Genomic DNA, 25,756 nt, shown 5'->3' with positions numbered 1-25,756 from the left:
TTGTCTGCATAAAAAGCATAAACCGGGTTAGACAACTCAGATCCACCCCGTTTTTGAACGGGTGAGTCACTAGCTCCAGTCAAAGTGCCTGACATGATGTCAGGTTTGCTCCCCGGACCACTTCAGGCCGGGGAGTTTTTGTCGTGATGCTGGCGGGGTTGTGAATGAGGATTTGCCGTAGCCTTTTGATTTATCGATCCTGATCGAGCCCATGCGCGCTCGCGCGGTAGCTTGCGTCTTCCGGTGGACGGGGAGGGTGCACCGGCTCGTCGAATGTGCGCAGCAAGCGACCCCAGCCGGGATCATGCATATGTTCCTTCAGGCCGGCCCGCTCCGCCAGCGCCATCGCTTCCTGTTGGCCAAAGTCAACGGCGGCGTCGACATCTGCTGTCAGCACCTGCCCGTTTTCCATCAGCATTTTACCGTCCACAAAGACGGTATCGACATCGCTGCCAAGGACCTGATGCACCAGACGGTGCACCGGCATCCACATGGGCATCAGATGGGGCTTGCGCATATCGATGATGACGACGTCGGCCTTCTTGCCGATTTCGAGCGAACCGATCTCGTCTTCCATACCAATGGCGTGAGCAGCGTCGATTGTGATCATCTCGAAAATCTTGCCAGGCGGCAACAGGTAGCGATCGTGATTGTGCAGGAGATGCTGGGTGAACTGCGCCAGGCGCGCCGTCTGCAACATGTCGAAATGGCGGCTTGGCGCCGCACCATCGGTGGTGATGGCGACACGAATGCCTTTCGACATCATTTCCATGATCGGGGTTGAACGACCCGGCGGTGCGTGGGTCACGCGGGTGCCGGTCTCGGCCAATATGTCGATCTCGTCATGGGAGATGCCCCAGCAGTGCTGAAGGTGAATGTCAGGGCCTAGCAGGGCATTTTCCTTGTCCTGAAACGCCATGCGGATTTGCCCGGCAAAGGCATCGGAATGAAGCCTGATGCCTCTCTTGCGTGCCATCTCGCGTATCCGGCGGGCCTGCATCCTGTCGCCATCGGTCAGTTTCACAGCCTGATCAGGTGTGGATGCGTTGGAGGGTTCGACGGAAGGTACGATGGTGAAAGGTGTCAGGAAAACGTTGATGCGGCCATCGGCGCTTCCATGCAATGCCTCGATCACCGCTTCACTGCCCGCCATCATCTCGTCGAAGCTCACGTTGCGGCGTTCGGGCAGGCCGCTCTCCCATCGCGTGACAGGATGGGGCCAGGGCAGGCCCGAGGGCCCGACGCAGATGATTTCCCGAAGGCCGAGTTCGCTATAGGCGCGGGCATGGTTGATGGCGAAGACGGGGTCATCCGCGCGTGGCATCGAGGTGATGATGCTGGCCCCGGTCGTCACGCCGGCGCGCAGCCGTTCGATGCCGGAAATCAGCCCGTCGGCATACCAGTAGTCGCGGGTCACGTAGTGGTAGTATGTCGGGGTGATGATTTTCATCCACATCGCATTGGTATCCGCCGCAACGCTGCGAAGAAGCGCGTGGCCTGCATGGCCATGGGCATCGATCAGGCCAGGGGTGATCAGTTTTCCCCTGCAGTCGATAGCCTCCTTGTCTCCATGGCGGAGTTCCAGTTCATCCGCAGTGCCGATGTCGACAATCCTGTCGCACTCGATGGCCAATGCGCCGTCTTCGATAACGCGCCGCTCCGTGTCGACCGTGACGATCGTGCCGTGTATCAGCAGAAAGCCTGTCATATTCCGTCCTCCCTCTCTTTAACTCGTATCCAAAAACTTACAATTTTGAGTACGATAATTGTCAACAATATTATTGACAATAAGCCCGGGCGAAACAATACTCCCTTTGCCCGAGCGGACCGCCCAGCGGTCTTCCAACGATTTATAAAAAGGGGGGATCAAATGTCCCGTATCAGAAGTTTCGTCCTGGCGGCCATGGCTGCCGCCGCCATTGCCGTTCCCGCCAATGCCGAGACCCTTCGCTGGGCCGGTCGCGCCGATCTTTATTCGCTAGACCCATATTCGGTCCCGTCTACGTCCAACCTTGCTTTTCTGAATCATATTTATGAGGGCCTCGTTCGTTACGGGCCGGACTTCCAGATCGAGCCGGCGCTTGCCACCGAATGGAAGCTGATTGATGGAAAGACCTGGCGCTTTACCCTGCGCAAGGGTGTGAAATTCCATGACGGCGCAGACTTCACCGCTGATGATGTGGTGGCATCCTTTACCCGCGCTTCGGACGCGACCTCGCCGCTGCGGGGTAATATCCCGATTTATGCTGGCGTCAAAAAGGTTGACGATTTTACGGTTGACCTCGATGTCAACGCGCCCACCTCGCTCTTCCTGAACGACATCACCAACATCTTCATCTTCAATGCCAAGTGGTTGAAGGATAACAATAGCGAGAAGCCCACCGACTTCGCGTCGAAGGTCGATGGTTACACCACCATGCACACCAACGGCACCGGCCCGTTCAAGCTCGAAAGCCGCGTTCCCGATAGCAAGACTGTTCTCGTTGCGAATGAAGGCTGGTGGGACCAGAAAAAGCACAATCTCGACCGCATCGAATTTGTGCCGATCGCGTCGGCGGCAACCCGCGTCGCGGCACTGCTGTCAGGTGAAATCGACCTGATCGATTCCGCCCCGATCCAGGATTTGCCGCGCCTCGAATCCTCGCCCGATATCACGGTCAAGAAGCGCACTGAGCTTCGCACGCTTTTCATCGGCTTCAACCGCCGCGAAAAACTGGAAAACGGTCAGCCGAACCCGTTCAATGATTTGCGTGTCCGCCAGGCCTTCGAAGCCTCCATCGATCGTGACCTCATTAACAAGAAAGTCATGCGTGGTCTCGCAAGACCGTCTGGCTCGCTGATCGCACCGGAGATTGCGGGCTATGCCAAGTCGCTCGACACGTTCGAGCCGGCCGATCCGGCCAAGGCGCAGAAGCTGCTTGCCGATGCGGGCATGAAGAACCTTGCTTTCACCTATACCTGCATGAATGATGAGAGCGTCAACGAAGAGGATATCTGCTCGGGCGTTGCGAATATGTTGAAGCGCGGCGGGTTCCAGCCGACAATCGATATTGCGCCGCGTTCGGTGCAGTCACCCAAGCGGAATGGCGGTAAGGCCGACGTCTTCAACCTCAGCTGGGCGAACGAGCCGACGCTGGACGCCTTCTCGATGCTGTCGCAGATCCTCTCCACCCGCAAGGGTGCGATGGGCGTCTCCAATTACGGCGGCTGGTCCAATCCCGAGATCGACAAGCTTGTTGCGCAGGCGGCGCAGGAACAGGACAATACGAAGCGTCTGGCGCTCGAAGAAGCCGCGCTGAAGATCGCCAAGGACGAGACCATGCTCGTGCCGTTGCATCAGCAGCCGATTGCCTGGGCGATGCTGGCCAAGGTCAAAAGTGTCGACTTCCGCGCCGACAACAAGCCACGCCATTGGCTGACTCAGCTCGACAAATAAGACGGAGAGCAAGCGAGGCGCCGGTCACTGGACCGAGCGCCTTGCCTGTTTCAGCAGACATTCGAGTACGCGCAAGTTCATTCGACTGGGTGTGAAGCCGAACGAAGCCGTGTCAAAAATTGTCGACAAAGTTGCAACGGTTTCGCGGTTCTTGCATGCCGCGTAACCTATGGCCCGTCTCTGGAAGAGAATGATCGAACCTGCATGCCCGCGTGGCTCAGGCTCGTGTCCGAGAGGTAACAATGCTGGTTTTCATTATCAAGCGTTTGGGAAATGCCGTGCTGGTCATGCTTTCCGTTGCGCTTATCGCCTTTATGATCTTTCGGCTGGCGGGAGATCCTGTCGAGCTGATGGTCGGCGAACAGACCTCGCAGGAGGATCGCGCCGCGCTACGTGAGAGGCTCGGCCTCAATGACAGCCTGCCGACCCAATATCTGCGATTTGTCAAAGATGCTGCGGAGGGCAATTTCGGTGTTTCCTACCGCAACGGCCAGCAGGTGCTGCCGCTGATCGCCGAAAGGTTTCCCGCAACGCTCGAACTGGTGCTGGTTGCCACCATCATATCGCTTGTCGTCGGCCTGCCTCTCGGCGTTCTGACGGCAATCCGGCGCGGGAAATGGTATACGGAGGGCCTGCAATTCCTGTCGATTGTCGGCGTCTCCCTGCCAAGCTTCGTTGTCGGCATCCTTCTCATTCTGGTATTTTCGGTGTCGCTAGGCTGGGCGCCTGCATTTGGTCGCGGTGATGTCGTCCAGCTCGGGTGGTGGTCGACGGGGCTTTTGACGTCTTCCGGACGAGCGGCCCTCATTCTCCCTGCCATTGCACTTTCTCTCTACCAGATCACGCTCGTCATGCGTCTGGTGCGGGCGGAAATGCTTGAAGTCTTGCGGTCCGATTTCGTGAAATTCGCGCGAGCTCGCGGCATACCGCGTTGGCGGATCTATTTCCGCCATGCGCTGCGAAACTGTCTTATGCCTGTTGTGACGCTGACGACGATGAATGTCGGCTCACTCATCGCCTTCGCACTCATCACAGAAACCGTGTTTCAGTGGCCGGGCATGGGCATGCTGTTTATTCAGGCTGTCACCTTTCTCGATATTCCCGTCATGGCGGCCTATCTCTGCATCATCTCCTTCATCTTCGTTGTCCTCAACACGTTCGTCGATATCGCCTATGCGGTCATCGATCCGCGTCTGCGCACCGCGCGCTAACCGAAGGGAGCCGGTTTCATGACAGACCTTTCGCAAACGGAAAAACCCGCCCGTCGGTCGCTTTTCAGCCGCATGCGTGACAGCGACCTCTACTGGTCCTTTAGCCGCAGCAAATCGGCGAAGATCAGCGCGCTCATCCTTGCGATATTGATCCTTGCCGCCATCTTCGCGCCGTGGATTGCGCCCCAGAACCCATATGACGGCGCATCGCTCGACATGTGGAAGGCCGAGCTGCCGCCGATCTGGCAGGAAGGCGGCGAATGGCCGTTCTTGCTTGGAACGGATACGCAGGGACGCGACATGCTGTCCGCCATTCTCTATGGCACGCGCATCTCCATCGTCATCGGTGTTGCCTCCGTGGTGCTCTCGCTCATCATCGGCATGACGGCGGGTCTGGTGGCGGGTTATTTCGGCGGTTTTACCGATGGTTTGCTGATGCGCATCGGGGATATCACGCTCTCCATCCCGACCATTCTCGTCGCCATCCTCGTGTCGACCGTCGTGCGGCAGATGCTGCCGGACAGTCTGCGTGAAGTCGGTGCATCCGCCGTGCTCATTCTCGCCATCGCGCTTTCCGCCTGGGTGCAATATGCGCGAACGGTGCGCGCACAAGCCATTGTGGAAACCGGCAAGGACTATGTTCAGGCCGCCAAGCTGATCGGCGTGCCCGCCCGTCGCATCATGGCGGCACATATCCTGCCCAATACGCTGACGCCGATCATGGTCGCCGCGACGCTTAATTTCGGCATGGCGATCCTCACGGAAGCGACCCTGTCCTTCCTTGGCATCGGCATGCCGCCGAGCCAGCCGTCGCTCGGCACATTGATCCGCATCGGCAACCAGTTCCTATTTTCCGGCTCCTGGTGGATTGTGCTGTTTCCGGTCTTCCAACTCTGCCTGCTCGTCGTCACCGTCAACCTTCTGGGTGACTGGCTGCGCGACGCGCTCAATCCGAAACTGAGGTGAGTTCCATGCACGATCTTCTTTTGCGCAACGTACGGCCCATGGCGGGCGAAGCCTGCGATATTTTGATCAGGGACGGCAAGATTTCAGGTTTCGGAACATTTGAAGCCGAACCCGAAATGCCGGTCGAGGATGGTAAGGGAGCAATCGCCATCCCCGGTCTCATCGATGCCCATACGCATCTGGATAAGACCACGTGGGGCATGCCCTGGCACGTCAACAATCGTGCCGCCATCCTTCGCGAGCGGATCGATTTCGAGCGGGAGAACCGCGTTCAGATCGGCATCGATCCGCATCGCCAGTCCATGCGCCATGCCATCGGGCTCGCAGCCAATGGCGGCACCCATATTCGCAGCCATGTCGATATCGACCCCACCCACGGGCTAAAGCTGGTCGAGGGCATCTGGGAAACCCGGGAAAAGCTTGATGGTATCATCGACATCGAGATCGTCGCCTTCCCGCAATCCGGTGTCATGGTCATGCCCGGCACGGTGGAGCTTCTCGATGAAGCCTTAAAGCAGGGCTGCGAAGTGCTTGGCGGCATTGACCCCTGCGGCATCGACCGCGATCCGAAGGGCCAGCTGGACATTCTTTTCCAGCTGGCGACAAAACACGGCGTCCCGATCGATATCCATCTGCACGAAGCCGCCGACCTCGGCGCCTTCACCATGGAACTCATCTTCGAGCGCATCCGGGCAAACGGCATGCAGGGCAATGTCGCCATCAGCCATGCCTTTGCACTCGGCATGAATGACTATCTGCGCGTCGGCAGGCTGATCGACGAGATCGCGCGGCTCGACGTTGCCATTCTGACCACGGGTGCGCCATCGGCAAGCGTGCCGTCGATCATGCGCCTCAAGGAAGCGGGTGTGCGTGTTGGTGGCGGCTGTGACGGTATCCGCGATACATGGGGTCCGTGGGGACAGCCGGACATGCTGGATCGCGCCAAGATCATCGGCATGAAAAACGGACTGCGCTCGGATATCGAACTAGCCCACGTGCTGCACGTCGTTTCCAAGGGCGGCGCCGATGTAATGGGTCTCGAAGACTATGGCATGGAGATCGGATGTCATGCCGACTTCACCCTCTTGACCGGGGAAACGCTGGCGCAAGCCGTTGTCGATATCGCGCCGCGGCCGCTGGTCGTCAAAGGCGGCCGTGTCACTGCGAGAAACGGTAAAGCCATCGTGGAGGCGCCGTGATGAGCGATGTTCTCAACGCCTTGCAACTCGGCGAGAGGCCGGAAGGGCGGACGTTGCTGACAGCCAGCTGGGTTGTCGGACACAAGGATGGATCGCACCGCCTTCTCAAAAACGGCGAGGTTGTCTTCGAAAATGGTGAAATCGTCTTTGTCGGGCATGAATTTCCCGGAAAGGTCGCCCGGCGTATCGATTTCGGAAATGCTCTCGTCAGCCCCGGCCTGATCGATCTCGACGCGCTCTCCGATCTCGATACGACGATCCTCGGCATCGATCACCATCCGGGCTGGGCCAAGGGCCGTGTCTGGCCGCGTTCCTATGTCGAAGCCGGTCCTTACGAAATGTACTCGCAGGAAGAACTCGCCTTCCAGAAGCGTTTCGCGTTTGGACAACTGCTTCTCAACGGCATCACCACCGCAGCGCCAATTGCATCGCTGTTTTATCGCGCGTGGGGGGAGACTGTAACTGAGTTCGAGGCCGCGGCCGATGCTGCTGGTGAACTTGGCCTTCGCGTTTATCTCAGCCCCGCCTTCCGCTCCGGTGGCATGGTGCTGGAAGAACCGGGCCGCATGGTGCCGGTCTTTGATGAAGAGCGTGGTTTCCAGGGCCTGAAAGACGCAATTGCCTTCATCGAGAAGCAGAGTGGGAGACACGGCGATCTGGTGCGCGGCATGCTCGCACCGGATCGGGTCGAAACCTCCACTCTGGGCCTGATCGAGCGTACAGACGCTGCCGCGCGCGAACTCGGCTGCAAGTTCCGTCTCCATATGGCGCAGGGCATCATGGAGGTCGAAACGGTCCGCAAGCTTCACGGCTCGACCGCACCCGTCTGGCTCGCCAAAGCCGGGCTTCTCAGCGAAAGGTTGATCGCGCCGCACGCCACCAATGCGACGGAAGAAGACCTGGCGCTTTATGCGGAGAACGGCGTGTCGATCGTCCACTGTCCGCTGGTATCGAGCCGCGGCGGCAGCACGCTCTCGTCCTTCTCTTCCTGCCGCAAACGCGGCATCAACATTGCGATGGGAACGGATACGGCGCCGGCGGACATGTTGATGAACCTGCTCGTTGGTCTGATCACCTGTCGTATCAATGACGGCGTTCCAGACCAGATCCGCTGTGCCGATCTTTTCGATGCGGCGACACTTGGCGGCGCGCGCGCGCTTGGACGATCTGACCTTGGCCATCTTTCGCCGGGTGCAAGGGCAGACATTGCCGTATTCGACCTCGACGATATCGTCATGGCGCCGAGCATCGATCCCATCACCACGCTGGTGACCGGCGGCTCTGGCAAGGTCACGCGGGCCGTTTTTGTCGACGGCCGTCTTTCCATGCGCGAGAGACAGGTCGCTCACATCGACATGCGGCGTGCCCGTGAACAGGCGCAGGCTCAGTTCGATCGTCTGATTGCCAAATATCCCGAACGGAGCTGGGCAAATCCGCCCGTCTCCGAAATCTTCCCTCCGAGCTATCCGGTGGAGGTCGCCCAACATGGTTGAAATGAACCAATCGGTCATCGATGTCCGCAATCTCAAGGTCGAGTTTCCCGGTCGGCGCGGCACCGTTACTGCGCTTTCCGATATCAGCATTTCGATCAGGCCCGGCGAAATTCTGGGTGTCGTCGGTGAATCCGGTGCCGGTAAATCCATGACGGGACTTGCCATACAGGGCCTGCTCGAAAAACCCGGCCACATTGCCGGCGGCGAGATCTGGCTCGGGTCGCGCCGTATCGATCAGCTGGATGACCGGGCGATGGAAAGCATTCGCGGTCGGGAGATCGGAGCGATCTTTCAGGACCCGCTGACCTCGCTCAATCCACTGTTTACGGTCGGTGCACAGCTTGTCGAAACGATCCGACAGCATCTGCCACTGTCGAAAGCGGATGCACGCGCTCGGGCCGTTCAACTGCTGAAAGATGTCGGCATTCCATCACCTGCGGATCGTGTCGATCATTATCCGCACCAGTTCTCCGGTGGTATGCGCCAGCGAGTCGTTATTGCGCTGGCGCTCGCCGCTTCACCGAAACTCATCATTGCCGATGAGCCGACGACGGCGCTCGATGTCTCGATCCAGGCGCAGATCATTTCGCTGCTGCGGCGGCTGTGCAAAGAAAAGCAGACCGCGGTCATGCTCGTCACCCACGATATGGGTGTGATTGCCGAGGCTGCCGACCGCGTGGCGGTGCTTTATGCCGGCCGGCTGATAGAGGTGGGACCGGTTGAACAGGTGCTGCACGAACCGCGCCACCCCTATACGCAGGGCCTGATGGCCTCCATTCCGTCGCTTGGCGCTAGGGTAGAGCGGCTCAACCAGATTGACGGGGCGATGCCGCGTCTCGATGCGATCCCGCCGGGATGTGCGTTTAATCCCCGCTGTGGTTTTGCCGGGCCGCGCTGTCTGCGGGAACGGCCTGAACTCGAAACAGTCGGCAACGGCGCCAGTGCATGCTGGCTGAACGCAGGAGGCACAGCATGACACAATCCGCAGCTCAAAAAGCAGCACTCAGCAAGCCGGCTTTGACGGTGAAGGGCCTGACGAAAACCTTCGATGTTTCGGCCCCGCTTCTCAATCGCATCATCGAGCGCAAACCCCGGCAGTTCGTCCAGGCCGTCAACGATATCGATTTCGCCGTTCCGGCCGGTGGCTGTCTCAGCATCGTCGGTGAAAGCGGCTGCGGCAAATCGACAGTCGCCCGTCTGATAACAGGGCTTTTCCGGCCAAGCGCCGGCGAGTTTCAATTTGCGGCGGGCGGCAGGGGCAGCCCCCTGTCGGCGCAGATGATCTTTCAGGATCCCTATGCCTCGCTCAATCCACGATGGCGCGTGAAGAACATCATCGCAGAGCCAATCCGCGAGCTGAAGCTGCGCGCGACAAAGGCCCAAACGATGGAGCGCGTGGAAGAGCTTCTCAAAACCGTGGGGCTGTCGGCCTCGGACGGCGAAAAGTTTCCGCATGAATTTTCCGGCGGCCAGCGCCAGCGTATCTCCATTGCCCGCGCATTGGCCAGCGAACCGGAATTCCTCGTCTGTGACGAGCCGACATCGGCGCTCGACGTTTCGGTGCAAGCGCAAGTGCTGAACCTCATGCGCCGCTTGCAGGATGAACTCGGCCTTACCTATCTCTTCATCAGCCACGACATGAGCGTTGTTCGTCACATGTCAGACCGTATCGCCGTTATGTATCTCGGGCGGATTGTGGAGGAGGGGGATACGGAAGAGCTTTTCGCCAATCCGCGCCATCCCTATACGCGGCTGCTTCTCCAGACGATCCCCAATATCAAGACGCCGCAGCGGGATCGGGAGATTGTGGCAGGCGAAGTGCCGAGTCCTCTAAAGCCACCTTCGGGTTGCGCTTTTCACCCCCGTTGCCCGCTGGCGACGGCGCAATGCTCAGCAGAGGTGCCAAAAGTGAAAAGCCTCGCCAACGGCACGCGGGTAGCCTGTCATCTGGTCGAAGATGATGTGGAGTGGACGGGCCAGCGACAGCGCGCCTGAGAGGGGGATCAGCCGAGTGCTGCGCGCAGGTCGTGGGAAAGGTCGCGGATTTCGCTGAGATCGAGTTCCGCTTCCACATGCTCAAGGTGGTGGGTCATCAGGTGGATGGCACGCGACGGATCGTTGTTGGCGATCGCATCGACGATTTCCGCATGTTCGTCCGGGCCGCAGTTGAAGCGATCCGTGTTACGGTAGACGGCGGTTATCAGCGACGAGCGGGAGATGAGGTCGCGCATGGTGGTAAAGAGGAAATCGGAACCGAGCGTTTCCGCAAGCAGCAGATGGAACCCGCCGGAAAGCTTGATGATGTCGGTCGTGACGTTTTTGGTGTTCGCCACGCGCTCTTTCGCCACATGGTCGCGCAGCTTTTTGAGATCGGTTTTGGTAGCGGATTTGCACAGTCTTTCGACGACGCATTGCTCGACGGTGCGGCGCACGAAGAACACATCGCGGGCTTCCTCGACCGATGGTTTGGAGACAAATGCGCCGCGATTGGGAACAATCGTCACCAGCCCGTCACGCTCAAGAACGGACAAGGCCTGGCGGATTCTTGCACGACTGACGCCGAAGATTGTCGCCAGTTGCTCTTCCTTCAACTGCACGCCCGGACGCAGCCGGCGTTCGGCAATCGAAAGCCATACTTTCTCGACAATCTGCTGCGTGGACGGGCCGGCCTGCTCGCTCATTCGACATACTCCCCAATCGCGGTAGAGAAGCGCGATGTGAATGAAAAAGTCAACTGTATCAACGGGATTTTGGTTGCAACATTGTCAACAATATGAAAGATAATTGTCGACTAAATTAGGATGCCGATCATGGAATTCGATTTCAGCGCGCTTGAGCCCCAGAGCCGCTACCGCCTTTTGACGAATTTTATCGGTCCGCGACCGATCGCGCTTGTGACGACCCGTTCGCAAGCGGGCCATAACAATGCAGCGCCGATGAGCTTCTTCAACGTCTTTTCTCATGATCCGCCCATCGTCGTCCTCGGCATTCAGCCGAAGGTCAGCGGGGAGGAAAAGGACACGATGGCGAATATTCGCCGCACCGGCGAGTTCGTCGTCAATATGGTGGACATGGCGCTCTCTGAACAGATGCTGATCTGTGGTCTCGGCTTTGACAATGAAGTTGACGAGATGTCGATGGCAAAGCTCACGCCCGCGCCATGCACCAAGATCGACGTAAGTTATGCTGCGCAATCGCCCTGCGCTTTCGAGTGCCGGGTGGAGCGACTGATCGATTACCCCCGCCGAACGCTGGTGTTGGGCGAAGTGGTGCACATGCATGTCCATAACGAGTGCCTCGATGAAGAGGGGCGTTATGTCGATCCCGATCGCTACCAGCCGATCGCCCGGCTTCACGCCGACAACTACATCACCTCGGACCGCCAGTTCGTTTTAAAGGCGCCACCTATCACCGATTTCACCGCGCCTGACGGCAAGTGACAGCTTTTCAGGATGTGTGCGATGCATATTCGTTTGATCAATCCCAATTCCACCGCTTCCATGACCGCGCAGGCACTCGATAGCGCGCTGCGGGTCAAGCAGAAGGAAACCCACGTCTCCGCGGCAAATCCGGTCGACACCCCCGTCAGCATTGAAGGGCAGGCGGATGAGGCCATGGCCGTTCCGGGGCTTCTGGCGGAAATCCGCAAAGGAGAGGGGCAGGGTGTGGACGCCTACGTGATCGCCTGTTTCGACGATCCGGGACTTCACGCCGCGCGCGAAGTGGCGCGGGGGCCGGTTATCGGCATCTGCCAGGCGGCGGTTCAGGTGGCGATGACGATCAGCCGCCGTTTCTCGATCATCACCACGCTTCCTCGGTCCATTCCGATCATCGAAGATCTGGTGGAGGATTATGGCGCTCAAAGGCATTGCCGAAATGTTCGCGCGATCGACCTGCCGGTTCTTGGTCTTGAGGAGGATCCGGAGGTCGCGGAAGCACTGCTCCGCCGCGAAATCGAGGCTGCCAAGCGTGAGAATGCGGCGGAGGCTATTATCCTTGGCTGCGCCGGCATGTCATCTCTCTGCGACCGCCTGCGGGAGGCCACCGGTGTGCCCGTCATCGATGGTGTCACGGCTGCGATCAAGCTTGCCGAAGCTCTGGTGGGCGCGGGTTACAACACCTCGAAGGTCAACGCCTACGATTATCCGCGCTTGAAGGGGCCGGCGCTCGTCGCCTGCGCTTAGCCGCAAGGAAAATGCCTGCAGCTATTTGCGGGCGCCGCCGCCGCGTTCTAGTGTTCTTCCGCGTGCACCGGTCTAAGGATTGCGCGCCGGGGGAGAGCATATGATCGACAAGCTGGAATTTTTCATTGCATTGGCGCGGGCAGAACATTTCGGCCGGGCGGCGGAGGAATGTGGTGTCTCCCAGCCCAGCCTGTCGGCGGCAATCCGGCAATTGGAGGATCAGCTGGGTGTCGTTCTCGTCGTGCGTTCGGCGCGGTACCAGGGGCTGACCCCGGAAGGCCAGCGTGTGCTCGAATGGGCGCGTCGCATTGTTGGCGATGCGCGCACCATGCGCGAGGAAATGCGCGCTGCCCGCAAGGGTCTTGCCGGACACATTCGCCTTGCCGTCATTCCGACTGCGCTGGCGATGGTACCGCGATTGACGGAATCTTTTCAGGCGCGCCATCCCGATGTGACGTTTTCGGTGACTTCACGAACCTCGTTGCAGGTCTTGAGCCAGATCGAAAACCTCGAGATCGATGCGGGAATCAGTTACCTCGACAACGAACCACTCGGGCGTGTGACGACTGTGCCGCTTTATTCGGAGCGATATCACCTCAATGCCGCGGCCGGAACGCCGCTCGCTGATCAGGAAAGCGTTACCTGGAAGCAAGTTTCCGGTCTTAGGTTATGCCTATTGACCCCGGACATGCAGAACCGGCGCATCATCAACAGGCACATGGCCGAAGCTGGAGTGGAGGCCAAACCGACACTTGAATCCAACTCCATGATCGTGCTGTTTTCCCATATCCGCACCGGACAATGGGCTTCAATAATGCCGCGTAACCTAGCTGAATCGTTCGGTTTTCCAAAGCAGATCAGGATTATCCCGATCACCGATCCTGACCCGGAGCATCTCGTCGGCCTGATTGCCACACACCGGGAACCGCACACGCCTCTAGTTTCGGCGCTTCTGCATGAGGCGCGTCTCAGAGCCGCAGAAAAATCATTTGATAGGAATTTCCTATCACACGACGGAAACGACTTATTGACCTGACGAGCCGCACTTCGCCATTCTCAATGACATGAGGGGCGTGGCGATGAGCTTGATGCAAGTTTTGGTCGCCATTCCTGCCCCTGTCGGTTTGGGAGGACTGGCTTATGAATATCAGAGCGGTTGCCGCAGATGAGGCGGCCCGTATTTCCGCTGTCATTGGCGAACTTCTTCATCTGGAAGGGCCTCTGCTGCCCATACTGCACGCCGTGCAGGATGAATTCGGCTATATCCCGGAAAGTGCCAAGCAGATCATCGCATCCGCGCTGAATATCTCGCGCGCCGAGGTCCATGGCGTCGTCACCTTCTATCCCGATTTTCGTGATCATCCCCACGGGCGTCATGTCCTGAAGCTCTGTCGCGCCGAGGCTTGCCAGTCGATGGGTGGCGAGCCTCTTTCAGAAACCGTCAAGAACCGCCTCGGTCTCGACTGGCATGAAACGTCAGCCGATGGTTCCGTGACGCTGGAGCCGGTCTTTTGTCTCGGGCTTTGCGCGCAGGCGCCAGCGCTGATGCTGGATGGCGAAGTCCATGCCCGTCTTGATGAGGACTGTCTTAGCGACATTCTGACGGAGGCGCGCCGATGAGTGTCACCGTCTTTGTTCCCGGCGATTCTGCCGCCCTTGCCGTTGGTGCAAACCGCGTCGCCGATGCCATCGCCCGCGAAGCCGCTGGTCGCAACCTTGACGTCCGGATTGTCCGCAACGGCTCGCGCGGCATGCTCTGGCTTGAAGTGCTGGTGGAAGTGCGCACCGAGCATGGCCGTATCGCCTATGGTCCCGTCAAGGCAAGCGATGTCGCCTCGCTTTTTGATGCCAATTTCCTGACCGGCGGCGAGCATCGCCTCTGTCTCGGGCCGACGAAGGACATTCCCTTCCTGAAAGGCCAGACGCGTCTCACATTTGCCCGGTGCGGCGTGACCGATCCATTGTCTCTGGAGGATTATCGGGCCTATCACGGCATGAAGGGCCTTGAAAAAGCTTTTGGGATGGCGCCGTCCGATATCGTTGCCGAGGTGACCCAGAGTGGCCTGCGTGGACGTGGCGGGGCTGGTTTCCCGACGGGTATCAAATGGAAGACCGTCGCTGATGCGGTGGCCGACCAGAAATATATCGTGTGCAATGCGGATGAGGGCGACAGCGGCACCTTCGCCGACCGTATGATCATGGAGGGCGACCCCTTTGTGCTGATCGAAGGCATGGCCATTGCCGGCCTCGCCGTCGGTGCGACCAAGGGGTTCATCTATACTCGCTCGGAATATCCCTACGCGATCAAGGTCATGGAAAAGGCAATCGAGATCGCAAGGCGTGAGGGTATTCTTGGGCCTTCCGTCCTCGGCTCCGGTCGCGCGTTCGACATGGAAGTGCGCATGGGCGCCGGTGCCTATGTGTGCGGCGAGGAAACGTCGCTGCTCAACAGCCTTGAAGGCAAACGAGGCACGGTGCGCGCCAAGCCGCCGCTGCCCGCGCTTCAGGGCCTGTTCGGCAAGCCGACCGTCGTCAACAATGTCATCTCGCTTGCATCCATTCCCGTCATTATGGATCGTGGCGCAGCGTTTTATCGCGATTTCGGTGTCGGCCGTTCGCATGGCACCATCCCGATCCAGCTTGCCGGAAACATCAAACATGGCGGGCTTTACGAGACCGCCTTCGGCCTGCCACTCGGACAACTCGTCAATGATATCGGCGGCGGCACGATCACTGGCCGTCCGGTCAAGGCGGTGCAGGTGGGCGGTCCGCTCGGGGCCTATTTCCCGGTTTCGCTGTTCGACACGATCTTCGACTACGAGGCGTTCACGGCCGCTGGTGGCCTCATCGGCCATGCGGGCATCGTTGTCTTCGATGACACGGCAGACATGCTGCATCAGGCGCGGTTTGCACTGGAATTCTGCGCGGTCGAAAGCTGCGGCAAGTGCACGCCCTGTCGCATCGGCTCGACGCGTGGCGTCGAGACGGTGGACAAGATCGCGCTCGGCATCGAGCGGGAGAAAAACACGGCATTGCTGGAAGACCTCTGTGAAACCATGAAATTCGGTTCGCTCTGTGCGCTTGGGGGTTTCACGCCCTATCCAGTGATGAGCGCACTGAGGCATTTCCCGGATGATTTTGCCCCCACCCCACATGTTGAAGCGGCGGAGTAAGACCATGGCCCTTGTGACAGAATTCGACTATGGAACCCCCAAGTCCCTCGCCACTGACATGGTGACGCTCACCATCGATGGACGTCAGGTGACTGTTCCCGCGGGAACGTCGATCATGCGCGCCTCGCGCGAAGCAGGTATCGATGTGCCGAAACTCTGCGCCACCGACATGGTGGACGCCTTCGGCTCCTGCCGCCTCTGTCTTATCGAGGTGGAGGGCCGCAACGGCACCCCCGCCTCCTGCACCACGCCGGTTGCTGCCGGTCTTGTCGTGCATACCCAGACGGAGCGGCTGAAGCAGATACGCAAGGGTGTGATGGAGCTTTATATCTCCGACCACCCGCTCGATTGTCTGACCTGCGCCGCCAATGGCGATTGTGAGCTACAGGATATGGCGGGCGCCGTTGGCCTGCGCGATGTGCGTTACGGTTACGAAGGCGACAACCACGTCAAGGCCCGCACCGGGGAGGGCGAACTCAATGCCCGCTGGATGCCGAAGGATGAAAGCAACCCCTATTTCACCTATGATCCTTCCAAATGCATCGTCTGCTCCCGCTGCGTACGCGCTTGCGAGGAAGTGCAGGGCACTTTTGCACTAACGATCGAAGGGCGCGGTTTCGAAAGCCGTGTATCGCCCGGTGCGCATGAGGCGTTCCTCGATTCCGACTGTGTTTCCTGCGGCGCCTGCGTGCAGGCCTGCCCGACGGCGACGCTGACGGAGAAATCGGTGATCGAGATTGGCCAGCCGGAACATTCGCTGGTCACGACTTGCGCCTATTGCGGCGTCGGCTGCTCCTTCAAGGCGGAAATGCGCGGTGAGGAACTGGTACGGATGGTGCCGTGGAAGGACGGGCAGGCCAATCGCGGCCATTCCTGCGTCAAGGGCCGCTTTGCTTATGGTTATGCAACCCACAGGGACCGCATTCTCAACCCGATGATCCGCGAAAAGATCAGCGACCCGTGGCGGGAAGTGACCTGGGAGGAAGCCTTCTCCCATGTCGCGTCGGAGTTCCGGCGTATTCAGGGCCAATATGGCCGGGAATCCATCGGCGGTATCACCTCGTCCCGCTGCACGAACGAAGAAACCTTCCTCGTTCAGAAACTTATCCGTGCCGGTTTCGGCAACAATAATGTCGACACGTGCGCCCGCGTCTGCCATTCGCCGACAGGTTATGGCCTCGGCCAGGCCTTTGGCACCTCCGCCGGCACACAGAATTTCGACAGTGTCGAGCAATCCGATGTGGTGCTGGTAATCGGCGCAAACCCGACCGACGGCCATCCCGTTTTCGGTTCGCGATTGAAGAAGCGGCTGCGTCAGGGTGCAAAACTGATCGTCATCGATCCGCGCCGTATTGATCTTGTGCGCACACCGCATGTGGAGGCCGCTTTCCATCTGCCGCTGCTGCCGGGTACCAACGTTGCGGTGCTGACGGCGCTGGCGCATGTCATCGTCACGGAAGGCCTGTTCAACGAAGCCTTCATCCGCGAACGCTGCGACTGGTCGGAATTTGAGGATTGGGCGGCGTTCGTTGCAGAACCCCAGCATAGCCCGGAAGAGACGGAACGTTACACGGGCGTTCCTGCAGAAGATCTGCGTGGTGCTGCCCGGCTTTATGCCAAAGGCGGCAACGGCGCGATCTATTACGGCCTCGGGGTCACCGAGCACAGCCAGGGTTCGACGACCGTCATGGCGATCGCCAATCTCGCCATGGTCACGGGCAACATTGGTCGTCCCGGTGTAGGCGTCAATCCTTTGCGCGGCCAGAACAATGTTCAGGGCTCCTGCGACATGGGGTCTTTCCCTCACGAGCTTCCGGGCTATCGGCATATTTCCGACGACGCCACGCGCGACATCTTCGAAAAACTCTGGGGCGTGAAGCTCAACAACGAACCGGGGCTGCGTATTCCCAACATGCTCGATGCGGCCGTGGATGGCAGCTTCAAGGGCATCTATATTCAGGGCGAGGATATTCTCCAGTCCGATCCGGATACGAAGCATGTTTCGGCCGGTCTCGCCGCGATGGAATGTGTCGTGGTGCACGATCTCTTCCTGAACGAGACGGCGAACTACGCCCATGTCTTCTTGCCGGGTTCGACCTTCCTCGAAAAGGACGGCACCTTCACCAATGCCGAGCGCCGCATCAACCGCGTTCGCAAGGTCATGTCGCCGAAAAACGGTTATGCCGACTGGGAAGTGACGCAGAAGCTGGCACAGGCCATGGGACTTGCGTGGAATTACATGCATCCGTCCGAGATCATGGACGAGATCGCGGCGACGACACCGAGCTTTGCCGGTGTTTCCTATGACTATCTGGAAGAAAAGGGCTCGGTGCAGTGGCCCTGCAATGAGAAATTCCCGGATGGTTCGCCAATCATGCATGTGGACGGTTTCGTGCGCGGCAAGGGCAAGTTCATCCGCACCGAATATGTGGCGACGGACGAACGCACCGGTCCGCGTTTCCCGCTGCTTCTCACCACCGGCCGCATCCTGTCGCAATACAATGTCGGCGCGCAGACGCGGCGCACCGAAAACGTCGTCTGGCATGAGGAGGATCGTCTTGAAATCCACCCGCACGATGCCGAACAGCGCGGCGTAAAGGACGGCGACTGGATCAAGCTTGCCAGCCGGTCAGGAGACACGACGCTGCGGGCGCTGATTACCGACCGTGTGGCGCCGGGCGTGGTCTATACGACCTTCCACCATCCCGGCACGCAGGCGAATGTCATTACGACTGACTTCTCCGACTGGGCGACCAACTGCCCCGAATACAAGGTGACCGCCGTGCAGGTATCGCCGTCCAACGGTCCGACGGAATGGCAGGAGGAATATGATGCGCTTGGTCGCCGTTCGCGGCGGATCAGCGGCAAGCTCGAAGCGGCGGAATAAGGAGGGCCGGGTGCGCCCGGCCTTGTCACACAAAGAGGCGTCGGCCGGCAGCCGACGCGGGGGAAGAGGTCATGTTGCTCAACCACACCGATGAAAAGCTGGTGAGAATGGCGAACCAGATCGCGACGTTCTTTCTGTCGCAGCCGGAAGATATTCGCATTGAGGGTGTCGCCACCCACATCAACAAGTTCTGGGAACCGCGCATGCGACGCCGGTTCTTCGAGATGGCGGATGCCGGGGCAGGTGATTTTCTGCCGCTTGTGCTTGCCGCGTCGAAGGAGATCAAGCGGCCCGACGATCCGGCGCCCGATGCTGTGGGGCTCGGCGACGATGCCAAGGGCGCGCCGGGTGGCAAAGGACCGGTTGCGGGAGAGTCCCCTTCAGAGCCGAGCGTCCCGGAAAGCACACAGGCTTGAGCGGCGTGACCGCATAATCACACTTTCGACCGGACGGGGGACGTTCGGCGATATCGGTGTTCGCCTGGCGGGGCGAACGTGACATGTCCAGACATCCACGAGGGAGGTAATGTCAATGGCAGTAGCAGGTGCAACAGCGGGAGAAGCGGCGCAAGCCGGCTTTTTGGACCGCGAACGAATAATCGCAAGACCGGGTTTCAATCGCTGGCTGGTGCCTCCGGCTGCCCTTGCCATCCATCTATGCATCGGCATGGCCTATGGTTTCAGCGTGTTCTGGCTGCCGCTGTCCAAGGCGCTGCCGGCCACGGACCCCAGTTGCTCCAGCCTCACCCTGCTGGGTGCGCTGTTCACCACTGAGTGCAACTGGCGCGTGGCCGATCTCGGCTGGATCTATACGCTTTTCTTCGTTCTTCTGGGCTGCTCGGCGGCCATCTGGGGCGGCTGGCTGGAAAAAGTGGGGCCGCGCAAGGCCGGCTTCGTTTCCGCCTGCTGCTGGTGCGGCGGTATTCTGGTGGCGGCAGTCGGCGTCATCACGCACCAACTCTGGCTGATGTGGCTGGGCGCTGGCGTCATTGGCGGCATCGGGCTCGGCCTTGGCTATATTTCGCCGGTGTCGACGCTGATCAAATGGTTCCCGGACCGTCGTGGCATGGCGACGGGCATGGCTATCATGGGATTCGGCGGTGGTGCGATGATTGGTGCGCCGCTCGCCAATCTCCTGATGAACAACTTCAAGACGGATGTCTCTGTCGGCGTCTGGCAGACTTTCGTCGTCATGGCGCTGATCTATTTCGCCTTCATGATGGCGGGCGCCTTCGGTTACCGCATTCCGCCATCGGGCTGGCGTCCCGAAGGTTGGACGGCGCCGGCTGCCAAAAGCGCCATGATAACCCATCGTCATGTACATCTGCGCGATGCGCACAAGACGCCGCAGTTCTGGCTCATCTGGGCGGTGTTGTGCCTGAATGTTTCGGCGGGTATCGGCGTCATCGGTATGGCCTCGCCCATGCTGCAGGAAATCTTCGCTGGCTCGCTGATCGGCTTGCCGGGCGTGGGCTTTGCAGATCTCGATGCCGGACAGAAGGCGCAGATCGCGGCAATTGCCGCCGGGTTCACCGGGCTTCTTTCGCTCTTCAACATTGGCGGCCGCTTCTTCTGGGCGTCGATGTCTGACAAGATCGGCCGCAAGAACACTTATTTCTGCTTCTTTATTCTCGGCATCATTCTTTATGCGCTGGCGCCGACGCTTGCGACGATGGGCAACAAGGCGCTGTTCGTTCTGGCCTTTGGTATCATCCTGTCCATGTATGGCGGCGGTTTCGCCACCATCCCGGCCTATCTCGCGGATATTTTCGGCACGCAGTTCGTCGGCGCAATCCACGGCCGCCTGCTGACGGCGTGGGCGACTGCTGGCATTGCCGGTCCGGTCGTCGTCAACTACATCCGAGAGGCACAGATTGCGGCGGGTGTGGCGCCAGGACCCGCGCTCTACACCAGCACCATGTACATTCTGGCAGGCATGCTGGCGATCGGCCTCGTGGCCAATGCCTTCGTGCGGCCGCTCTCGGACAAGTGGTTCATGCCGGATGCGGAAGTTGCAGCCCTGCAGGCAAAGACCGCTGCCGCCAATGCCGGCCCGACAGGCTCCTTCGGCATCGGACGGGGCGGACTGGACACCAAGGCGGCGCTTGCCTGGGTCGCCGTCGGTATTCCGCTTCTGTGGGGTGTGTGGGTTACCGTGAAAAGCAGCCTTGCCCTGTTCGGCTGACGTCCATCGGCCTCGGTCGTGCAGGATTGATGCGCGGCCGAAAAACATATGCCGGCTCATGGCCGGCATATAAACTGATAAAAGCGAAAACGTGCAGCTTGCCGGCAAGGCTTCCATCAACGCCAGCTGGCAAGCAGTCCTTCAAGCGTTGCGCGATCTTCCTTGTCCAGACGGGCAAGCCCAGGCGCGCGAACGGGGCCAACCTCGAACCCCAGGATTTCCATGGCTTCCTTCACCACGGTCACGTTTGCGCCGTTGCGGTATCGTGTCCGTAGCCGTTCGAACAGCTCGATCTTTTCAACGATCTTCCGTGCCGCCGGGAAATCGCCGGCCGTCAGGGCGTCATGAACCTGCAGGGAAAATTGCGGTGCGACATTGACGAGACCGGAGGTGAAGCCGCGTGCGCCAGCCGCCGAAAAGGCCGGCGCCCAGCTTTCAGCCAGTCCGCAGACGTATAGAGCGCCGTTCGGATCGGAAGCGGCAATCGCGCGCGACAGAAGCATGATGTCAGTCGTCGCAAACTTTATACCTGCGACATTCGGGTGGCCGGAAAGCCTTACCATGTCATTGACCGAGAAGCCGTCCGCCCGGACATACGCGACCAGCGGTAATTCGCTGCCCTCCGCAAGGCCGATAAAATAGTCGATCTGCGATTGCGGGGCTGCAAAAGGGTCGACCGGCTGATGCGACATGACGGCGGATGCGCCCATTTCTTTTGCCTGACGCGCCATGGAAAGCGCCTCGCGCTGCGAGCGTCCAATAGCCGCCGTGACCGGGGCTTTGCCGCTGACGCCATTTATCGCAGCCTCATAAACCTTCAGAATTTCTGCGGGCGTCAAGGCGTAGAATTCGCCGGTATTGCCTGCCGCGACGATATTGTGGATGCCTGCCTTTGCGACGCGGGCGTAAACCGCGGCGGTAACGCCGGTCTCCACTTCGCCGCCTGCATCGTAAGCTGTTACCGGAACGCCGGAGATGCCCTGCAGGGCCTGGCGAAAATTGAATGTCGTCATCAACTGGGTTCCTTAAGATCAAAAGTCATCTTCAGATGGAAAATTTGTGAACAGGCGCGCCGGAGACCGGGGCGTCGAATGCGACGAGCGTTCCAGCGGTGGTTATTCCGCCCGTCTCGGTCACGAGACTTGTGACGTAGATCGTCTTGAGGTCGGGACCACCGAAACACGGCATGGTCGGCCCCTTGAACGGCAGCCTGTAGACCTCGAGCAATTCGCCGTCCGGCGAAAAGCGGTTGAGGCGCCCCGCCTGAACGCCGGCGCTCCAGTAACAGCCTTCGCAATCGGTCGCTGCACCATCCGGCCTGCCTTCATCCGGCGCGAAATCGTGGAGCCGTTCGGCTGGGCCGATCCTGCCGGTCGCGGCGTCGAAATCGAATGCCTGATACATGAGGCCGCTGCTGTCGGAATGATACATGCGTCTGCCGTCCGGGCTCCAGGCAAGCCCGTTCGATGTGAACATATCGCCATCGATGACGCGTTCGATGCCGCCATCCGGGGCGACGCGATAGAGGCGTGCATTGCCTGTCTGTATCGCGGCCTCGTCGCGGGTCCCTACCCAGAAATGGCCGTCCGGACCAACCTTTCCGTCGTTGAGGCGGCTGTCAGGCCGCCCGTCGTCCGGGTCGCAGAGAAGATCGAGCTTGCCGCTCGCGGGATCGAGAAGATGCACGCCGGTCTTGAGGCCCGCCACGATCAAGCCATTGTCGCAGAGGCCGAGACAGCCGACGTGGGCGGGCATGTCGTATCGGTCGAGTTTTCCGTCGGGGAAGAGACGGAAAATGGCGGGTGCGAGAATATCGACAAACCACAGATCGCCGGTTCGCTCATCCCAGGCTGGCGATTCGCCAACCTTCAACGGGGTATCGATCAGGGAACGAAGCTTCGGTTCGACGATATGCGGCTGGCTCACTGGTTCCTCTCCCTCATCCGCGCTTTATGATTCTATTTTCGACATTGCAGGGTGCGGCCTAACTGCCGACGCCCTGAAACATGCGGGCGCGCGCCTTCAATATGTGGTCTTTCATCGCGTCATGCGCGGCCTGCTCGCGCCGCGCAAAAATCGCCTCCACAATCGCTGTGTGCTCGTCCTGCACCTCGCGCACATGCTGCGGGGTCCGCTTGAGGCTGAGGCTGCGTGTCACCGACTGGCCGATGGCGAAATGAGGCTTGAACCAGATCCGCACCGTAATGTGGAACTGGTTATGGCTCGCTTTCGCAATTGCTTCGTGCAGGGCGAAGTCTTCCTCCGCGCCGAGATCGTTGCGCTCGAGACATTGTTCCAGCGCGGCAATCGCCTGCTCTATGCGGACCTTGTCTGTTGCCTGCCAATTGCGGGCCGCAAGCTCAGCCGCGGAAGCCTCCAATCCGGCCCTGAACTCAAAAAAACGCTGCACATCTGCCAGCGAGCCGACCGGCACCTGCTGCAAGACCGAAGAGTCCGGCTGCTGGCGTACATAGGAGCCGGATCCCTTTTGCGAAACGATAAGCCCGTCGTTCCGAAGCCGCTCCAGCGCTTCCCGCACAACCGGCCGCGACGCGCCAAACAGCGATGCCAGATTCTGTTCCGATGGCAGCCGCTCGTTCACGGGAAACCGCCCGTCCGAAATCATGCCCACGATTTTTTCGTAGATGATGTCGCTCAGCCGAGTTTCGCCTCGAGCGGCGGCAGATGCAGTGTGATTGTCCATCAGCAGCCCTTCCGTTGCAAATCGCTGAAGTTAATGGGTTTCCTGCATTTCAATCGCAACAGAAATACCGGGTTTTTGTGAGCGAGGGGGCTGTCCTGACCGATTTTTCTTCAAGCCTGATCCTGTAAACCGGTCTACAAATAAAAAAGATGTAAAAATCTGTCAATACTTGTAATCATCTGAAAACGCCCATATGGTCTGCCCCTGCCGATGGAGGATCGGCGTGCTGGCTGGCCGGGAGGGCCGTCGCGGTTCGGTGAAAACCGTCTCGCTGCCGGTGATTTTTTGGGAGGATTGTCGATGCGCGATGGCGATACATTTTCACTCGGCGTAACGCGCCGAACCTTTATGGCGGGTGTTGGCGGCGTGGCCGCGCTCTCCGTCATCGGGACCTCGGCGCGGGCTGCTGCCGGCAAGCAGGCGCCGGAACTAGAGGCGCTGGTAAAGGACGGCAAATTGCCGCCTTTGGCCGAACGTCTGCCGAAAAATCCGATGGTGGTGACGCCGCACGAGAAAATCGGCGCCTATGGCGGCACATTGCGTCGTGGCCTGCGCGGTTCATCGGACCATAACGGCATCCTGCGCATGGTCGGCAATCAGGGCCTTGTCCGCTGGAACATGGATTTTACCGAGGTTCTGCCGAACCTTGCGGTGAAATGGGAAGTCAACGACGATGCCTCGCAATTCACCTTCCATTTGCTGGAGGGCGCAAAATGGTCGGATGGCCACCCCTTCACAGCCGATGACGTGGTGTTCGCCATCGAGGACTGCATCAAGAACAAGGAGCTTTACAGCGCCACGCCGGCGCAGCTTTCCGTGGCCGGCAAGGCGGTCGATGTCGAAAAAGTCGATGATTTCACGGTAAAGTTCAAATTCGCAGCGCCGAATGCACTATATCTCGAAAATCTCGCCACGCCGCTCGGCCAGCATCCGACGCTGTTTCCCAAGCACTATTGCAGCAAGTTCCTGCCGAAATACAATACGTCGCTCGATGCCGATGTGAAGGCGGCGGGTGTCTCGAGCTGGACGGAACTGTTCCGGGCCAAATGCGGCGATATCGAAATTCCCTCCCGCTGGTCGAATGTCGACAAGCCGACGCTCGATCCATGGGTGGTGAAGGAGCCCTATTCCGGCGGTGCGACACGGGTGGTCATGACCCGCAACCCTTACTTCTGGCAGGTCGATACCGAAGGCAATCAGTTGCCCTATATCGATGAAATCAATTTCGGCATTTCGCAGGATGTCGAATCGCTGATGCTGAACGTGATTTCCGGCAAGATTGACATTCAGGAGCGCCATATCAGCGTTCTTGCCAACAAGCCGACCCTGTCACAGAACATGAAAAAGGGTGATTACCGGCTGCTGACGCTGGTGCCGTCTGCCGCGCAGCAGTGCCAGATCTATCTCAACATCACCCACAAAGACCCGGCAATGCGCAAGATGTTTGCCGACAAATCGTTCCGTCAGGCATTGTCCATCGCGCTCAACCGGCAAGAAATCATCGACATCGTCTATTTCGGCCAGAGCGAGGGTTATCAGGCCGGGCCGCGCCCGACACATCCCTGGTACAATGAAAAGCTGGCGCGACAATTCACCGAATATGATGCGGACAAGGCGAACGAGCTTCTCGACAAGGCCGGTTACGACAAGAAGAACGGCAACGGCATGCGGTTGCGACCTGACGGCCAGCCCGTCTTCTTCTCGATTGACGTCATCCCGACGCTCTATCCTGATCTCGTCGATGCGCTGGAACTGGTGAAGGCGCAATGGGCGCAGATCGGCGTCGACATCAAGGTCAACACCATCGAACGTGCGCTCTATTATACACGCGGCGATGACAACGCCCATGATGCCGCCGTCTGGCCTGGCCCCGGAGGTCTCGACCCGATGCTTGATCCGCGCGATTTCTTCGCTTTCCATCCGCAGGGGTCGCGTTACGCAATCCCGTGGGCGCTCTGGTACACGTCGAATGGCCAGAAGGGCGAAGAGCCGCCGGAAAGCCAGAAGAAGCGCTTCAAGCTTTTCGACGAGGCCCGCTCGACGGCCGACCTTGCCAAACGCGGTCAGAAGATGAAGGAAATCTTCGATATCGCGGCGGAAGAGTTCGAGACGATCGGTCTTTGCCTCGCGGTGGGCGGTTTTGGGATCATCCGCAACAATCTGCGCAATGTGCCGGAAACGGAACCCGACAGCTGGAGCTGGCCCAACCCCGGCCCGGCGCTGCCGCAACAGTTCACCTTCACAAGCTGATACCGCCACATGGGCGTCGCTGCCGAAACGCGGCGACGCCTCTCAGGTTGTTTCGACCACCCGCAGCCC

The 25,756-nt window shown here is 59.6% G+C and carries 21 protein-coding genes; 16 read left to right on the top strand and 5 right to left on the bottom strand.

Translation table 11 applies throughout. The features are described 5' to 3' along the window. Positions 1 to 190: 190 nt before the first annotated feature. A complete protein-coding gene (locus tag PL599_RS08500) occupies positions 191 to 1,708 on the bottom strand; it encodes an amidohydrolase family protein (RefSeq protein ID WP_269824351.1) in 1,518 nt (505 codons plus the stop codon). Positions 1,709 to 1,870: 162 nt separating this feature from the next. On the opposite strand from PL599_RS08500, the gene PL599_RS08495 reads away from it, so the two are divergent. The 7 genes from PL599_RS08495 (at position 1,871) to PL599_RS08465 (ending at position 10,300) form a co-directional block, all read left to right on the top strand. Then, positions 1,871 to 3,436, top strand: coding sequence for an ABC transporter substrate-binding protein (locus PL599_RS08495; RefSeq protein WP_142913834.1), 1,566 nt, complete (start codon positions 1,871 to 1,873; stop codon positions 3,434 to 3,436). Positions 3,437 to 3,678: 242 nt separating this feature from the next. Beyond that, complete coding sequence (locus PL599_RS08490; RefSeq protein ID WP_077983902.1) at positions 3,679 to 4,647, top strand: ABC transporter permease; 969 nt, start codon at positions 3,679 to 3,681, stop codon at positions 4,645 to 4,647. 18 nt (positions 4,648 to 4,665) lie between these two features. After that, the gene (locus PL599_RS08485; RefSeq protein WP_173991665.1) at positions 4,666 to 5,613 is read left to right on the top strand and encodes an ABC transporter permease; all 948 of its coding nucleotides are present in this window, start codon (positions 4,666 to 4,668) and stop codon (positions 5,611 to 5,613) included. A gap of 5 nt (positions 5,614 to 5,618) precedes the next feature. Next, positions 5,619 to 6,812 carry an amidohydrolase family protein gene (locus PL599_RS08480; RefSeq protein WP_077983900.1) on the top strand — a complete coding sequence of 398 codons (1,194 nt, stop codon included), beginning with the start codon at positions 5,619 to 5,621 and terminating at the stop codon, positions 6,810 to 6,812. Next, positions 6,812 to 8,305, top strand: a complete 1,494-nt coding sequence (locus tag PL599_RS08475) for an amidohydrolase family protein (protein WP_269824352.1) — start codon at positions 6,812 to 6,814, stop codon at positions 8,303 to 8,305. Before PL599_RS08480 ends, PL599_RS08475 begins: the two co-directional genes overlap by 1 nt. Further along, entirely contained in the window at positions 8,298 to 9,281 is a 984-nt protein-coding gene (locus PL599_RS08470; RefSeq protein WP_269824353.1) for an ABC transporter ATP-binding protein, read from the top strand. The genes PL599_RS08475 and PL599_RS08470 overlap by 8 nt, the downstream gene beginning before the upstream one ends. Beyond that, positions 9,278 to 10,300 carry an ABC transporter ATP-binding protein gene (locus PL599_RS08465; RefSeq protein ID WP_269824354.1) on the top strand — a complete coding sequence of 341 codons (1,023 nt, stop codon included), beginning with the start codon at positions 9,278 to 9,280 and terminating at the stop codon, positions 10,298 to 10,300. The genes PL599_RS08470 and PL599_RS08465 overlap by 4 nt, the downstream gene beginning before the upstream one ends. Positions 10,301 to 10,308: 8 nt before the next feature. Here PL599_RS08465 and PL599_RS08460 read toward each other — a convergent pair whose 3' ends face one another. Next, positions 10,309 to 10,986, bottom strand: a complete 678-nt coding sequence (locus PL599_RS08460) for a GntR family transcriptional regulator (protein ID WP_044458905.1) — start codon at positions 10,984 to 10,986, stop codon at positions 10,309 to 10,311. A 129-nt stretch (positions 10,987 to 11,115) separates the two neighbouring features. Here PL599_RS08460 and PL599_RS08455 point away from each other — a divergent pair, with 129 nt between their 5' ends. The 8 genes from PL599_RS08455 (at position 11,116) to PL599_RS08420 (ending at position 20,733) form a co-directional block, all read left to right on the top strand. Further along, complete coding sequence (locus PL599_RS08455; protein ID WP_077983968.1) at positions 11,116 to 11,745, top strand: flavin reductase family protein; 630 nt, start codon at positions 11,116 to 11,118, stop codon at positions 11,743 to 11,745. A 21-nt stretch (positions 11,746 to 11,766) separates the two neighbouring features. Next, positions 11,767 to 12,489: an aspartate/glutamate racemase family protein gene (locus PL599_RS08450; protein WP_137411137.1), complete on the top strand. Its 723-nt coding sequence runs from the start codon at positions 11,767 to 11,769 to the stop codon at positions 12,487 to 12,489. A gap of 100 nt (positions 12,490 to 12,589) precedes the next feature. After that, on the top strand, positions 12,590 to 13,525 hold the full coding sequence (locus PL599_RS08445) for a LysR family transcriptional regulator (RefSeq protein WP_271358985.1): 936 nt from the start codon (positions 12,590 to 12,592) through the stop codon (positions 13,523 to 13,525). A 104-nt stretch (positions 13,526 to 13,629) separates the two neighbouring features. Then, a complete protein-coding gene (locus PL599_RS08440) occupies positions 13,630 to 14,109 on the top strand; it encodes a formate dehydrogenase subunit gamma (protein ID WP_077983896.1) in 480 nt (159 codons plus the stop codon). Continuing rightward, a complete protein-coding gene (locus PL599_RS08435; protein ID WP_269824355.1) occupies positions 14,106 to 15,662 on the top strand; it encodes a formate dehydrogenase beta subunit in 1,557 nt (518 codons plus the stop codon). Before PL599_RS08440 ends, PL599_RS08435 begins: the two co-directional genes overlap by 4 nt. A gap of 4 nt (positions 15,663 to 15,666) precedes the next feature. After that, a complete protein-coding gene (gene fdhF / locus PL599_RS08430) occupies positions 15,667 to 18,549 on the top strand; it encodes a formate dehydrogenase subunit alpha (protein ID WP_077983894.1) in 2,883 nt (960 codons plus the stop codon). A gap of 71 nt (positions 18,550 to 18,620) precedes the next feature. Further along, a complete protein-coding gene (locus PL599_RS08425; protein ID WP_269824356.1) occupies positions 18,621 to 18,965 on the top strand; it encodes a formate dehydrogenase subunit delta in 345 nt (114 codons plus the stop codon). A gap of 115 nt (positions 18,966 to 19,080) precedes the next feature. After that, positions 19,081 to 20,733, top strand: coding sequence for an OFA family MFS transporter (locus PL599_RS08420; RefSeq protein WP_142913827.1), 1,653 nt, complete (start codon positions 19,081 to 19,083; stop codon positions 20,731 to 20,733). A 116-nt stretch (positions 20,734 to 20,849) separates the two neighbouring features. On the opposite strand, the gene PL599_RS08415 is transcribed toward PL599_RS08420, so the two are convergent. The 3 genes from PL599_RS08415 to PL599_RS08405 are packed head-to-tail and all read right to left on the bottom strand — an operon-like array spanning position 20,850 to position 23,437. Next, positions 20,850 to 21,746, bottom strand: coding sequence for a dihydrodipicolinate synthase family protein (locus tag PL599_RS08415; RefSeq protein ID WP_269824357.1), 897 nt, complete (start codon positions 21,744 to 21,746; stop codon positions 20,850 to 20,852). A 31-nt stretch (positions 21,747 to 21,777) separates the two neighbouring features. Beyond that, the gene (locus PL599_RS08410; RefSeq protein ID WP_269824358.1) at positions 21,778 to 22,659 is read right to left on the bottom strand and encodes an SMP-30/gluconolactonase/LRE family protein; all 882 of its coding nucleotides are present in this window, start codon (positions 22,657 to 22,659) and stop codon (positions 21,778 to 21,780) included. 58 nt (positions 22,660 to 22,717) lie between these two features. Further along, complete coding sequence (locus PL599_RS08405; protein WP_077983889.1) at positions 22,718 to 23,437, bottom strand: FadR/GntR family transcriptional regulator; 720 nt, start codon at positions 23,435 to 23,437, stop codon at positions 22,718 to 22,720. A gap of 300 nt (positions 23,438 to 23,737) precedes the next feature. Between PL599_RS08405 and PL599_RS08400 the strand changes: the two genes are divergently transcribed. After that, positions 23,738 to 25,687 carry an ABC transporter substrate-binding protein gene (locus tag PL599_RS08400; RefSeq protein ID WP_269824359.1) on the top strand — a complete coding sequence of 650 codons (1,950 nt, stop codon included), beginning with the start codon at positions 23,738 to 23,740 and terminating at the stop codon, positions 25,685 to 25,687. Positions 25,688 to 25,756: the final 69 nt, after the last annotated feature.

The organism is Agrobacterium sp. ST15.16.055, assembly GCF_027956555.1.
Taxonomy (GTDB): Bacteria; Pseudomonadota; Alphaproteobacteria; order Rhizobiales; family Rhizobiaceae; genus Agrobacterium; species Agrobacterium salinitolerans.
The sequence above is the reverse complement of the archived record's forward strand: the minus strand, read 5'-3'. Positions and strand labels throughout refer to the sequence as shown.

Coding starts and splice junctions, on each gene's coding strand:
- fdhF (WP_077983894.1), top strand. CDS start 15,667: ATGGCCCTTGTGACAGAATTCGACTATGGAACCCCCAAGTCCCTCGCC.
- PL599_RS08470 (WP_269824353.1), top strand. CDS start 8,298: ATGGTTGAAATGAACCAATCGGTCATCGATGTCCGCAATCTCAAGGTC.
- PL599_RS08435 (WP_269824355.1), top strand. CDS start 14,106: ATGAGTGTCACCGTCTTTGTTCCCGGCGATTCTGCCGCCCTTGCCGTT.
- PL599_RS08490 (WP_077983902.1), top strand. CDS start 3,679: ATGCTGGTTTTCATTATCAAGCGTTTGGGAAATGCCGTGCTGGTCATG.
- PL599_RS08425 (WP_269824356.1), top strand. CDS start 18,621: ATGTTGCTCAACCACACCGATGAAAAGCTGGTGAGAATGGCGAACCAG.
- PL599_RS08445 (WP_271358985.1), top strand. CDS start 12,590: ATGATCGACAAGCTGGAATTTTTCATTGCATTGGCGCGGGCAGAACAT.
- PL599_RS08475 (WP_269824352.1), top strand. CDS start 6,812: ATGAGCGATGTTCTCAACGCCTTGCAACTCGGCGAGAGGCCGGAAGGG.
- PL599_RS08480 (WP_077983900.1), top strand. CDS start 5,619: ATGCACGATCTTCTTTTGCGCAACGTACGGCCCATGGCGGGCGAAGCC.
- PL599_RS08420 (WP_142913827.1), top strand. CDS start 19,081: ATGGCAGTAGCAGGTGCAACAGCGGGAGAAGCGGCGCAAGCCGGCTTT.
- PL599_RS08465 (WP_269824354.1), top strand. CDS start 9,278: ATGACACAATCCGCAGCTCAAAAAGCAGCACTCAGCAAGCCGGCTTTG.
- PL599_RS08495 (WP_142913834.1), top strand. CDS start 1,871: ATGTCCCGTATCAGAAGTTTCGTCCTGGCGGCCATGGCTGCCGCCGCC.
- PL599_RS08455 (WP_077983968.1), top strand. CDS start 11,116: ATGGAATTCGATTTCAGCGCGCTTGAGCCCCAGAGCCGCTACCGCCTT.
- PL599_RS08450 (WP_137411137.1), top strand. CDS start 11,767: ATGCATATTCGTTTGATCAATCCCAATTCCACCGCTTCCATGACCGCG.
- PL599_RS08500 (WP_269824351.1), bottom strand. CDS start 1,708: ATGACAGGCTTTCTGCTGATACACGGCACGATCGTCACGGTCGACACG.
- PL599_RS08405 (WP_077983889.1), bottom strand. CDS start 23,437: ATGGACAATCACACTGCATCTGCCGCCGCTCGAGGCGAAACTCGGCTG.
- PL599_RS08485 (WP_173991665.1), top strand. CDS start 4,666: ATGACAGACCTTTCGCAAACGGAAAAACCCGCCCGTCGGTCGCTTTTC.
- PL599_RS08415 (WP_269824357.1), bottom strand. CDS start 21,746: ATGACGACATTCAATTTTCGCCAGGCCCTGCAGGGCATCTCCGGCGTT.
- PL599_RS08460 (WP_044458905.1), bottom strand. CDS start 10,986: ATGAGCGAGCAGGCCGGCCCGTCCACGCAGCAGATTGTCGAGAAAGTA.
- PL599_RS08400 (WP_269824359.1), top strand. CDS start 23,738: ATGCGCGATGGCGATACATTTTCACTCGGCGTAACGCGCCGAACCTTT.
- PL599_RS08440 (WP_077983896.1), top strand. CDS start 13,630: ATGAATATCAGAGCGGTTGCCGCAGATGAGGCGGCCCGTATTTCCGCT.